The organism is Rhodopseudomonas sp. (genome assembly GCF_048594845.1).
Classification (GTDB): Bacteria; Pseudomonadota; Alphaproteobacteria; order Rhizobiales; family Xanthobacteraceae; genus Rhodopseudomonas.
Genome location: NZ_JBMDXE010000306.1, coordinates 16,996 through 28,670 on the forward strand (window position 1 = coordinate 16,996; position 11,675 = coordinate 28,670).

Annotated in this window: 11 protein-coding genes; 3 read left to right on the forward strand and 8 right to left on the reverse strand. The window is 64.0% G+C overall.

Features of this window, described 5'->3' with window-relative positions; genetic code table 11:
* Window positions 1-50 precede the first annotated feature (50 nt).
* The 4 genes from ACOJTD_RS20050 to ACOJTD_RS20065 all read right to left on the reverse strand — a co-directional run bounded on the left by ACOJTD_RS20050 (window position 51) and on the right by ACOJTD_RS20065 (window position 4,694).
* A complete protein-coding gene (locus tag ACOJTD_RS20050) occupies window positions 51-1,529 on the reverse strand; it encodes an ATP-binding cassette domain-containing protein (protein WP_420134619.1) in 1,479 nt (492 codons plus the stop codon).
* A complete protein-coding gene (locus ACOJTD_RS20055) occupies window positions 1,529-2,467 on the reverse strand; it encodes a branched-chain amino acid ABC transporter permease (protein WP_420134620.1) in 939 nt (312 codons plus the stop codon). The genes ACOJTD_RS20050 and ACOJTD_RS20055 overlap by 1 nt, the downstream gene beginning before the upstream one ends.
* Window position 2,468: 1 nt before the next feature.
* The gene (locus tag ACOJTD_RS20060) at window positions 2,469-3,344 is read right to left on the reverse strand and encodes a branched-chain amino acid ABC transporter permease (RefSeq protein ID WP_420134621.1); all 876 of its coding nucleotides are present in this window, start codon (window positions 3,342-3,344) and stop codon (window positions 2,469-2,471) included.
* Window positions 3,345-3,479: 135 nt separating this feature from the next.
* Entirely contained in the window at window positions 3,480-4,694 is a 1,215-nt protein-coding gene (locus tag ACOJTD_RS20065) for an ABC transporter substrate-binding protein (RefSeq protein ID WP_420134630.1), read from the reverse strand.
* A gap of 274 nt (window positions 4,695-4,968) precedes the next feature.
* On the opposite strand from ACOJTD_RS20065, the gene ACOJTD_RS20070 reads away from it, so the two are divergent.
* The gene (locus ACOJTD_RS20070) at window positions 4,969-6,057 is read left to right on the forward strand and encodes a tartrate dehydrogenase (protein ID WP_420134622.1); all 1,089 of its coding nucleotides are present in this window, start codon (window positions 4,969-4,971) and stop codon (window positions 6,055-6,057) included.
* 12 nt (window positions 6,058-6,069) lie between these two features.
* On the opposite strand, the gene ACOJTD_RS20075 is transcribed toward ACOJTD_RS20070, so the two are convergent.
* From ACOJTD_RS20075 to ACOJTD_RS20090, 4 genes are all read right to left on the reverse strand, one after another.
* Complete coding sequence (locus ACOJTD_RS20075; RefSeq protein WP_420134623.1) at window positions 6,070-6,981, reverse strand: hypothetical protein; 912 nt, start codon at window positions 6,979-6,981, stop codon at window positions 6,070-6,072.
* Window positions 6,982-7,065: 84 nt separating this feature from the next.
* Entirely contained in the window at window positions 7,066-7,980 is a 915-nt protein-coding gene (locus ACOJTD_RS20080) for an NAD(P)-dependent oxidoreductase (protein ID WP_420134624.1), read from the reverse strand.
* A 29-nt stretch (window positions 7,981-8,009) separates the two neighbouring features.
* Complete coding sequence (locus tag ACOJTD_RS20085; RefSeq protein ID WP_420134625.1) at window positions 8,010-9,257, reverse strand: Zn-dependent hydrolase; 1,248 nt, start codon at window positions 9,255-9,257, stop codon at window positions 8,010-8,012.
* A 71-nt stretch (window positions 9,258-9,328) separates the two neighbouring features.
* The gene (locus tag ACOJTD_RS20090; protein WP_420134626.1) at window positions 9,329-10,300 is read right to left on the reverse strand and encodes a LysR family transcriptional regulator; all 972 of its coding nucleotides are present in this window, start codon (window positions 10,298-10,300) and stop codon (window positions 9,329-9,331) included.
* A gap of 117 nt (window positions 10,301-10,417) precedes the next feature.
* Here ACOJTD_RS20090 and ACOJTD_RS20095 point away from each other — a divergent pair, with 117 nt between their 5' ends.
* Together ACOJTD_RS20095 and ACOJTD_RS20100 are read left to right on the forward strand one after the other, a co-directional pair.
* On the forward strand, window positions 10,418-11,236 hold the full coding sequence (locus tag ACOJTD_RS20095) for a putative hydro-lyase (RefSeq protein WP_420134627.1): 819 nt from the start codon (window positions 10,418-10,420) through the stop codon (window positions 11,234-11,236).
* Between the two features lie 69 nt (window positions 11,237-11,305).
* A partial coding sequence (locus ACOJTD_RS20100) for an ABC transporter substrate-binding protein (RefSeq protein ID WP_420134628.1) occupies window positions 11,306-11,675 on the forward strand: 370 nt, incomplete at its 3' end.

Below are 11,675 nucleotides of genomic sequence, written 5' to 3' on the forward strand. Positions count from 1 at the left end.
CGCTTACTTCATGGCAGCTTTGCATCGGCGGCGGGGCGCTGGTCCTGCAATTACAAATAACCTTCGCCGGCTTCGGCTGCGAACCGCGCCGGATCGCCTTCCCACACGATCCGCGCGTGTTCGAGCACGTAGACGCGGTCGGCGTGCGGTAGCGCGAAAGTGACGTTCTGCTCGCCGAGCAGCACCGTGATCGGCGTGGTTTGGCGCAGTCGTTCAAGCGCCTTCGACAGCTGCTCGAGGATCACCGGCGCGAGGCCGAGCGTCGGCTCGTCGAGGATCAGGATTTTTGGCTTCATCATCAGCGCGCGGCCGATCGCCAGCATTTGCTGCTCGCCGCCCGACAGCGTCTGCGCCATCTGGCCGTGGCGTTCTTTCAGGATCGGAAACAGCTCGAACAACCAGGCGAGCTGCGCCTCGCGCTCCGCGTCGGGCAAGGCCTGTCCGCCAAGGTCGAGATTCTCCCGCACGGTCATTTCGCCGAACAACTCGCGCGACTCGGGACATTGGACGATGCCGCCGCGCGCGATCTTGGCCGCTGAGATGCCGCGCAGTTTCTCGCCGCCCTTCACGATCTCGCCGGTGTAGGGCAGGAAGCCCGAGATGGTGTTGAACAGCGTCGTCTTGCCGGCGCCGTTGAGGCCGACCACCGAGACGAACTCGCCTTCGTGGACATGGATCGAGACGTTCTCCAGCGCCTGCGCCTTGCCGTAGAACACGCTGACGTTCTCGACCTGCAACAGCGGTACCTTGTCCTTGAAGCTGGTCTCCGGCCGCGCCGAGGTCTCGATCTTGCCGCCGAGATAGACACGCCGCACCGTCTCGTTCTTCATCACGTCGGCAGCGGCGCCGGTGCAGATTTCTTCGCCCAGATACATCGCCAGAACGCGGTCGACCAGCGCCGCGACGCTCTTGACGTTGTGGTCGACCAGCAGCACCGCGCGGCCTTCGGCCCGGAAGCTGGCGATCAGTTCGGAGACCACGCCGACTTCCGCCCGCGTCAGCCCTGCGAAAGGTTCGTCGACCAGCACCACCTTGGGGTCGCGCGCAATGGCTTTCGCCAGCTCCAGCCGGCGCAGATCGGCGAACGGCAAAGTCGGCGGCTTGCGTCGCATCACCCCGCCGAGCCCGACGCGCTCAGCGATCGCTTCGGCGCGTTCGGTCAGAGCCTTGTCGTGAAACAGCGCCAGCAGGCTGTCGGGCAGCAGCGCCACCATGATGTTTTCCAGCACGGTCTGCCGGTTCAGCGGCCGTGAATGCTGGAACACCATGCCAAAACCCTTGCGGGCGATCTTGTGCGCGGGTAGGCCGGCGATGTTCTCGCCTTCGAACACGACCTCGCCGGAGGTCGGACGCTCGATGCCCATCAGTGATTTCATCGCGGTCGACTTGCCTGAGCCGTTCGGTCCGATCAGCCCGAAGATTTCGCCGGCACGCAGGTCGAACGACAAGTTTTTGACCGCGGTGAGACCGCCGAACTTCTTGGTGAGACCGCGCGCTTCGAGTACGGGCGCAAAGTTGCTGGCGTCCATCAGGTGCGCGCCTCTTTCGGAGTTGTGTCTCGAGACATGGCGGCGCCGAGGAAGCCGCCGGGGAAGAACAGCACGACGAGCAGGGCGATCGCCGAGACGATGAAGGTGGCGAGCTCGCCGGTCGGCCGCAGGAATTCGCCGGCGACGATCAGGAAGATCGCGCCGAGCGCCGCGCCCAGCACTGTGCGCCGTCCGCCGAGCACGGCCGCGACGATGACGTTCACGCCGACCGCGATATCGACCACGGTTCCGACCGAAGCGGTGCCGAAGTAGAACACCAGCAGCGCACCGGCGAGGCCGGAGAAGAAGGCGCTGACCACGAAGGCGAACAACTTGTGCTTGACGATGTTGAAGCCGAGTGCACCGGCCTGGACGGGGTCCTGTCCCGACGCCTGCAGCACGAGACCGATCGGCGATTGAGACAGGCCGTAAAGGATCGCCGCACTCACCGTCATGGAGCCGAGCGCGATCCAGTAATTGGCGCTGGCGCTGATGGTGATGACGTCGGGGATGGTAAGGCCGATCTCGCCGCCGGTGAGGTCGGCGAACACCACGATGAAGTTCTGCAGCATCAGCACCGCCACCAGGGTGGTCAGGCCAAAATATGGTCCACGCACCCGCAGCGCCGGCAGCGCCAGCACGAAGCCGGCGATCACCGACGCGCCGGCGCCGATGAAGATGCAGAAATACGGCGACAGCCCATACTGGTTGTTGATGATGCCGGCCGTATAGGCGCCGACGCCGATCAGGAAGGTCGGACCGAAATTGACCTCGCCGGCGAAGCCGAACAGCAGGTCCCACGACATTGCGAACACGCCAAAATAGTAGGCGACGGTCAGCAGCCCGAGGATGTAGCCGGAGACGTACAGCGGCAGCGTCGAGGCGACGACGACCATCACCAGCGAGATCCAGAACAGCCGCGTCTTGAAGAACCCCATCTCAGCGTCTCCCCAGCAGGCCCTGCGGCCGCAGATACATCACGATCACCAGCAGCAGCAGCGCCGGAATGGTCCGGTAGGCCGGGGAGATCATGTAAGCCGTGAAGGTCTCGAGATAGCCGACCACGAAGGCGGCGATCAGCGAGCCGGAGACGCTGCCGAGCCCGCCCAGCACCACGATCGAGAACGCGCTCGCGGTCAGCGGGCCCACGCTGTAGGACGACACGCCGAGGAACATGCCGAGCAACACGCCGGCGATGCCGGCGAGCACGCCGTAGATTGCCCACACCACGACATAGATGTTGGTCAACTCCAGCCCGAGCAGCGTGACGCCGCGCGGGTTCATCGACGCAGCCAGCACCGCCTTGCCCATCTTGGTGCGGTTCACCAGTAGCCAGAGCAGGGCGATCACCAGGCAGCAGACAAGCGCGGTGAAGATCTGGTTGCGCGGGGTGCGCACGCCAAAGATTTCGACCACGCCCTGAACGATCGGCAGCACCGTCTTGGCGTTGTTGGTGAAGAAGTAGGCGATCGCCTCTTGGATCATGATGCCCCACAGCAACGTGCCGGTGAGGACGAAGATTTCCTTCTCTTCGTTGGCGATCCGCCGCGAACGCTGGATCGGCTGCACCACCGCAAAATAGGTGATCAGCGCCGCCATTAAGGCGGTCGCGACGCCGACCAGCGCGCCGAGATAGCTGCCGATGCCGAAGGTGCTCGACGCCGCCCAGGCCGCCACCGCCGCGGCGACCATGATGGCGCCATGTGACAGATTAAGGACGCCCGAAACGCCGAAGATCAGGGTGAATCCGGTAGCACCCAGCGCATACAGCGCGCTGATGGCGAAACCGTCGATCAGGATTTGAAGGGGGAGCATGGACGACGAACCGCCATTCCGTTGAAGCCGCAGAATTAGATCCCGTCATTGCGAGCGAAGCGAAGCAAAGCAATCCAGCCCGGTGCATTGAGCTGGATTGCTTCGTCGTTTCGCTCCTCGCAATGACGACGAGGCTCAGTTCGCCGTCACCTTGATGAAGGCCGGGAACTTGATCTTGGCCTTCGCGACTTCCGGCGGCCAAACCGCGACCTGCTGGCCGTCCTGCCATTGCAGCATCAGGCCGGTGAGCAGGCCCTTGCCGTATTTCAGGCCGTGGGTGAACGGCTCGTCCTTGCCGTAGAACTGAACGCGGCCGATCGTGCCTTCGTAATCGGTCTTCTCGAGCGCTTCGACCAGCTTGTCGCCGTCGGTCGAACCGCCTCGCTTCACCGCCTCGGCGATGTAATAGACCTCGTCATAGGCGGTGTAGCCCGCATAGGACGGATAGTTGCCGAACTTGGCCTTGAAGGCGTCGGCAAACGGCACCGACTTCGGCGTCACCGCGACGCCCGGGCCGGAGACGCCTTGATACAACACGCCGTCGGAGGCGTTGTTGGTGTCCTTGCCGAAGGTCGAGTTGGTGGCCTGCGAGGCGATGCCGAACATCGGGATCGGCACCTGCTGGTTCTTCCACTGCACCGTCGGCTGCACGCCGACATGCGAGATGCCGGTGATGATCACGTCCGGTTTGGAGGATTCGATCTTGTTAAAGATGGGGGTGAAGTCGGTGGTGTCGGGCGAGAACCGGATATGATCCAGCACCTTCAGGCCGACCTTGGGCAGGCACTCCTCGTAGCCGACGTCGAGCGGCTTGGTCCAGGCGGCGTCCTCACTCATGATCACGGCGCTCTTCATCTTGCGCGCGTCGACCAAGAGGTCCTTGGCGGCGTCGCAGACCGACTGCGCGAGCTCGCCCGAGGTCAGGTAGCCGTGGAAGGTGTACTTGTTCTTCTCATAATCCTTGTTCACCGCCTTGCTGATCTCATTGGACGCGGCGCCCGGCGTCACCAACGGCGTCTTCAGGCGCGACGCCCAGGGCATCAACGCCAGCACCACTTCGGAAATGTAGCTGGCGATCACCGCGTGCACCTTGTCCTCGTTGACGGCGCGCTGGAACGCCCGCACGGAATCGGCCGAGGATGAGTGGTTGTCGTAGGTGACGATCTCGATCTTGCGGCCATCGATGCCGCCCTTGGCGTTGATCTCGTCGGCGGCGAGCTGGGCGGCCTGCGGAATCGAGGCACCGGCGATAGCCTGCGCTTCAGCGATCACGCCGATCTTGATCGGATCGGCGGCCCAGGCGGAAGAGATGCCGAAGCCGAGTGCCGTCGCCATCACAACGGCGCGCATCGACCACGAGTGGAATGAAGGGGGAGCTGCTGTCATGACGTTTCCTCGTTGTTCTTATTTATCGGGCGCATTGGCTCCGTCTTTTGTGGGCGCGTTGGCCGCGGCCTTGTTGATCAGCCGGCGCAGAGTGTAGCGCGCGTTTTGACGCAGGCAAGCACAATGGCTGGTTGCTGATAGTTGTTAATGTGTGCGCTGCAGCGTTGATCGCGTACGAAGATTGGTCCACACCAATCGTGCTGACATTCTGTGCAGCTTATGCATCGAGGAACTCTCCTTGGACAACACGAAGACAACCAAGAGCGAATATCGGATCGCGGTCATTCCCGGCGATGGCATCGGCAAGGAAGTGATGCCGGAGGGGCTGCGCGCGCTGGAGGCCGCGGCCAAGAAGCACCGCGTCAATGTGAAGTTCGATCATTTCGACTTCGCCAGCTACGACTACTATGCCAAGCACGGCCAGATGATGCCGGACGACTGGAAGGAAAAGATCGGCAAGCACGACGCCATCTTCTTCGGCGCCGTTGGCTGGCCGGAAAAGATCCCGGATCACATCTCGCTGTGGGGCTCGCTGCTCAAGTTTCGCCGCGAATTCGATCAGTACGTCAATTTGCGTCCGGTCCGGCTCATGCCGGGAGTGCCGTCACCGCTTGCCGGTCGCAAGCCGGGTGACATCGATTTCTGGGTGGTGCGCGAAAACACCGAGGGTGAGTATTCGTCGGTCGGCGGCCGGATGTTTCCGGACACCGATCGCGAGTTCGTGACCCAGCAGACAGTGATGACCCGGACCGGCGTCGATCGCATCTTGAAGTTTGCGTTCGAGCTGGCGCAGTCGCGGCCGAAGCGGCATTTGACGTCGGCGACCAAGTCGAACGGCATCTCGATCACCATGCCGTATTGGGACGAGCGCGTCGAAGCGATGGCGAAGGCCTATCCCGACGTGAAGTGGGACAAGTATCACATCGACATCCTCACGGCGCACTTCGTGCTGCATCCGGACTGGTTCGACGTGGTGGTCGGCTCCAATCTGTTCGGCGACATTCTTTCAGATCTCGGCCCAGCCTGCACCGGCACGATTGGCATCGCGCCGTCCGGCAACATCAATCCGGATGGTGACTATCCAAGCGTGTTCGAGCCGGTGCACGGCTCGGCGCCGGACATCGCCGGTCAGGGTATCGCCAATCCGATCGGGATGATCTGGTCGGGCGCGATGATGCTCGAGCATCTCGGCGAGAAGCAGGCCGCGGATTCGATCGTGAAGGCGATCGAACGCACGCTCGGCGAGCGCACGCTGCGCACCCGTGACCTCGGCGGCCAGGCCGATACCACGGCCTGCGGCAAGGCGGTCGCGGAAATGGTGGAATAGCGCTTCCGGCGCTTAGCGTTTCACGGCCGCGGCGGCCTTCGGCGTGCCGCGGCCGAGTTGCGGTAGGGGCTTGCGCATCGTCCGCTTCCGCAGGGGAGGGCGCTGCGGAAGCGGCTTCCGCGGCCGGATGGCGATCGGATAGTCGGGTTTGCGGCTCGGAAGCGTCGGTTTGGTGCGTTGCGCCGGCTTGGCCTTGCCGAGCTGCGCGCGCATCGCCGGTACCGATCGTTGTGCGCCGGCCTTTGGAGGTGTCTTGCGGCGCTGCCGCGGCAGCCTCCGCTTCCCGTCCCGGCGGAAAGGTTCTGCAATCATCCTTCCACCCGGCAGGCCGGCGGTCGCGGGAGGAGAGAGCTTGGTCGTACCTCTCACGGCAATATCGATAGCTGCCGTTGGTGTGGAACGCTGCGGCGAGGTCAACATCGGTGTGATTGCCGACCGTGTAGCCTCTGTTGTGCCGGTCGTGGGACGGCTTCCGTCGGGAATGCGGATTCGGCGCGGCCGTGGCCCGGCGTTTCCCCGCAAAATCTCCGAGACGTAGAACGCGACGATCAGCAGCGCAACGCCGTAGACGATGTCCGGCCAGAACATCAGTGCGGCGGCCGTGACGATTAGCGCGACGGTGGTGGCCATCAGCAACCGCTCGCTGTCGTCGAACAGCGTCTCGATCCAGAGCCAGTTGCCCCGCCGCCAGATCGGCGGCAGCAGCTTGATGCCCAGCGTATCGCGCGCCCGGGCGAAGCCGAGATCCCGGGCCGCGAACAGATACCACGCAATGCCGAAGGCCAGCAGGAACGCCAGCGTGCCGCCCAAACCGGCGGCGCAGCCGACAATGATCACGAGCCCGACGGCCAGAGCCGCAAACCAGTCCCTCATGTCCTCACTCCCTGAAAGCCCAGGAATTCTGCATGAGGAAGCGGTCGTCATCGTTGATCGGGATCAGCGGCGATGCCGGATTGTTATCGCGATCGGTAATTGGTTGTTGGTCAGGAGATGGTTGTCGAGAAACGATTAGTCGCCCGCCACAATCCGGCGGCAATGGACCAGCGCTGCCTCGATCAGATTCTCGCTCGCCTCCGGTGTGCGGAACGCCGAGTGCGCCGAGAGCGTGACGTTCGGCAGCGTGGTCAGCGGATGGCCCGCCGGCAGCGGCTCGATGTCGAACACGTCCAGCGCGGCGTGGCGCAGATGGCCGGCACGCAGCGCGTCGATCATCGCGGCCTCGTCGGTGAGGCCGGCGCGTGCGGTGTTGACCAGGATCGCACCCGGCCGCATCGCCGCGATCCGTTCGCGTGAGAGAAAGCCGCGGGTCGCGTCGTCGAGCAGCAGATGCAGCGAGACGACGTGGCTTTCTCTCAGCAGCGTATCGATGTCGACAAAGTTGACACCGGCCACCGTCTTCGGCGTCCGATTCCAGGCGAGGACCTGCATGCCGGAGCCGTGTGCGATCCGCGCGACCTCGGCGCCGATGCCGCCGAAGCCAATCAGGCCGAGCGTCTTGCCGGTGAGCTGCATGCCGTCCTCACGCAGCCATTGGCCGGCGCGCATTTCGCGGTCCATCAGCGCGAGGTTGCGGGCCGCCGCCCACATCAGCGCGATCGTGGCCTCGGCGACGGCGGTGTCGCCATAGCCGCGGATCAGGTGCACGCTGATGCCGAGTTCGCCGAGCTCTTCGATGTTCATGTAGCTGCGCGCGCCGGTGCCGAGAAACACCACGTGTTTCAGCCCGGCGCATTGCTTCGCGATCGCGGTCGGCAGGTAGGTGTGATCGATGATGGCGATGGCGGCGTCGCCCAGCACGGTGGGGAGATCGCCCGGGCTGACGTCCGGATCGCGATGGATCACGATGGGAAGGTCGTCAGCTCGCGCCTGCTGCTCCATGACGAGCGCCAGCGTCTCGCTGGCATCGACGAACACCGCGTGCATATTTATAGGTCTCCCCGAGCCGAGATGTGTTACTTCGCGACGCCGGCCAGCGACAGCACGGTGTGCAGCAGCACGTTGGCGCCGGCGGCGCAATCGGCCTGCGTCGCATCCTCCAGCTCGTTGTGGCTGATGCCGTCCTTGCACGGCACGAAGATCATCGCGGCCGGCATTTTGGCGTTGAGGTTGCACGCGTCGTGGCCGGCGCCGGAGGTGATGCGGCGGCTGGCATAGCCCAGCGTTTCCGCGGCGGTCGCGACCGCGCTGACCAGCGTCTTGTCGAAATGCGTCGGCTCCTTGCGCCAGACCAGATCGAGCTTCACCTCGACCTTGCGCTTGGCGGCGATCTCGGCGACCGCGGCGCGAATGCGCGTATCGAGCTCCGCCAGAATTTGGCCGTCGGCGCTGCGGGTGTCGATGGTGAAGGCGATCTCGCCCGGAATGACATTGCGCGACGGTGCCGCGATCACGGCCTCGCCGACGGTGCCGACGGCATTGCCGAGCTCGGTCGCGATCCGCTCGACTGCAAGCACGATCTCCGAGAGCGTCGCCAGGGCGTCGCGGCGCAGGTTCATGGGGGTGGAGCCGGCGTGGCTTTCGAAGCCGGTGATCTTGCCGTCGTACCACAGCACACCCTGACCGTTCTCGACCACGCCGATAGTCTTGCCCTCAGCCTCGAGGATCGGCCCCTGTTCGATATGTAGCTCGATGAAGCCGCTGAACGGCTGGGCGCCGACCTCCTGATCGCCTCGATAGCCGATGCTGTCCAGCGCCTCTGCGACGCTGATGTCGACGGCGTCTTTGCGGCTCAGAATATCTTCGACGGTGAAGTCGCCGACAAAAGCAGCCGATCCCATCATCGCCGGCGCGTAGCGTGAGCCTTCCTCGTTGGTCCAGTTGGTGACGCAAAGCGGCAGCTCGGTTTCGATGCCGGCGTCGTTCAGCGTGCGGATCACTTCCAGCGCGCCGAGGGTGCCGAGGATGCCATCGAACTTGCCGCCCGTCGGCTGGGTGTCGAGATGGGAGCCGAGCCCGATCGGCGGCTTCGACATGTCGCGGCCCTTGCGGAGCGCGAACATGTTGCCGAGCGCATCGACCCGAACCTCGAGGCCTGCCTGTTCGCACGCGCTGCGAAACCAGTCGCGGACCTGCTTGTCTTCCTGTCCCAGCGTCAGTCGCCGCACGCCGCCTTTCGGCGTGGCGCCGAACTTCGCCGTGGTGTGGATGGTGTCCCACAGGCGTGCGGAATCGATCTGCAGGTTCGAGGCAGGCTTGGTCATGCGGTCTCCGGACAAATCAGCGCCGAGCGGCGCGGCAGAAGATGAGAGAGTTCAACGCGCCGATGCGCGCGTCAACCGATTGCGGGTTCGCGCGCCGGCAGAACTTCGCGCAGCTGCGCTGCATCGGGCGCAGTCTCGCCCGCCGCTTCGGGCATGAAGCCGCCGGTGTGAGCGATGTCGACCGCGAGTTCGGCGACGCGCTCGATGGCCACCGTGTCGGGTGAAGCGAGCCAGCTCGCGGAGAAACGCAGCGGGGGAATTTTGAGGTCGGTCTCCAGCAATTGCAGCCGTCCGTCTGCAAGTTCGTTCTCGACGATGGCGGTCGGGATCACGGCGATGCCCAGGCCCTCGATCGCCATGTGGATCACGGTCCCGAGCGACGCCGAGGCGTGCAGCCGTATCGGCGGCAGCTCCGGCTTGTTGAACAGAGAGCGGACGATCTCGTAGGGCTGTGTCTTGCGTGGGAAGGTGATGATCGGAAAACGGGCGAGGTCCTCGACCGTAAAGGGACCCGGTCCAAGTCCCAGCTGCGGACTCGCGAGCAGCCCGATCGGATATTCGCACAGCACTCGACTGCGGACCGTGGATGCCGTCATCGGGCCGAGCAAGAAGGCGAGTTCGATCTCCTGAGCCAGCAGGCGTGCGCGCAGGTTCGGCGTAATGTCGACTTCGATCTCGAGCGACAAATTCGGATACAGCCGATTGACCCGCTCGATCAGGCGCGGCAGCCAGGTGTGGACGATGGTCTCGGCTACACCGAGCCGTAGCACGCCGCGCATGCTGGACTGATCGCCAACCACGGCGAGCATTTCGGTGCGCAGGCCGATCAGTTTTTCGGCGTAGAGCATCAGCTGCCGCCCGCTCGGCGTCGGCGACGCCATGCGGTGATCACGCTGCAGGAGCCGCACGCCAAGTTCGCGTTCCAGTTGTGCAATGCGCTGGGAAATCGCGGGTTGGGTCGTATTCAACTTGTGCGCGGCGCCGCGAAAGCTGCCGAGCGTTACAACCCAGAGGAAGGTTTCCAGCGCTTTGAAGTCCACCATGGGTGTGGCTCCTCATCATGGATAATGAAGTTTTATCGTTTCTGATCAGAAACAAAGATTAGACATTATACTAGGCTTGCGCTCCAGTACTGTCGAGAGATTAGGCGGAGCCGAAGAATGACTGTTTTTGCGGCAGGTGAGCAGTTCCAGTCCGACGGTTCGATGAGTCCATCTCATCAGGCGCGGCTCGCTTATCGCGCAGGACTGGCCGACTCGACCGCCGGCGTCGCGCCTGGCTACGTACAGGGCAACCTGGCCATCCTTCCTGAAAAGTATGCCGGCGCCTTCCACCGCTTCTGCCAGCTCAACCCCAAGCCATGCCCGATCATCGGCATGTCGGACGTCGGCAATCCGATGATCCCGTCGCTTGGCATCGACCTCGACATCCGCACCGACGTGCCGGCCTACCGGGTCTGGCGAGACGGCGAGGTGATCGACGAGCCGGCGGACGTGCGGGCGCATTGGCGCGACGATCTGGTCGCTTTCGTGATCGGCTGCTCGTTCTCGTTCGAAGAGGCGCTGCTCGCCGACGACATTCCGATCCGGCACATCGAGGAGAAAGTCCGCGTGCCGATGTATCGCACCAACATCCCCTGCACGCCGGCGGGCCCCTTCGCTGGGCCGATGGTTGTGTCGATGCGGCCGCTGAAGCCCAAGGACGCGATCCGTGCGGTGCAGATCACTTCGCGGTTTCCGTCGGTTCACGGCGCGCCGGTGCATATCGGTTTGCCCGAGTCGATTGGCATCGCCGACATCACCAAGCCGGATTACGGGGACGCGGTGACAATCAAGCCGGATGAGTTGCCGGTGTTCTGGGCATGCGGCGTCACTCCGCAGGCGGTGATCGCAGCCGCGAAGGTGCCGTTCGCAATTACACACGCGCCCGGATTGATGCTTGTCACCGACCTGAAGAACAAGCACCTTGCCGTGCTGTGAGGCCAACTGAACTTCGATCCCGAACCTTCGATCCCTTGACCATCAGCGCTGGTAACAAAGGAATATGACATGAAGATCGATCGCCGTAATCTCCTGCTGGGTGGCGCCGCGACCGCGGCGGTGCTGCCGTTCGCCACTGCTGCTCGCGCGCAGGCCAAGGAAGTCGTGATCGGCGTCGTCTATCCGTTGTCAGGAGCCAGCGCGCAGATCGGCGTCGATGCGCAGAAGGCATTCCAGACCGCGGCCGAGCTGATCAATGGCAACTACGACTACGATCTTCCGCTGGCACGTGGCGAAGGGCTACCGGGTCTCGGCGGCGCCAAGGTCCGCCTGGTGTTCGCCGACCATCAGGCCGATCCGCAGAAGGGTCGCGCCGAAGCCGAGCGCCTGATCACCCAGGAAAAAGTGAGTGCCATCGTCGGTACCTATCAGAGCGCCG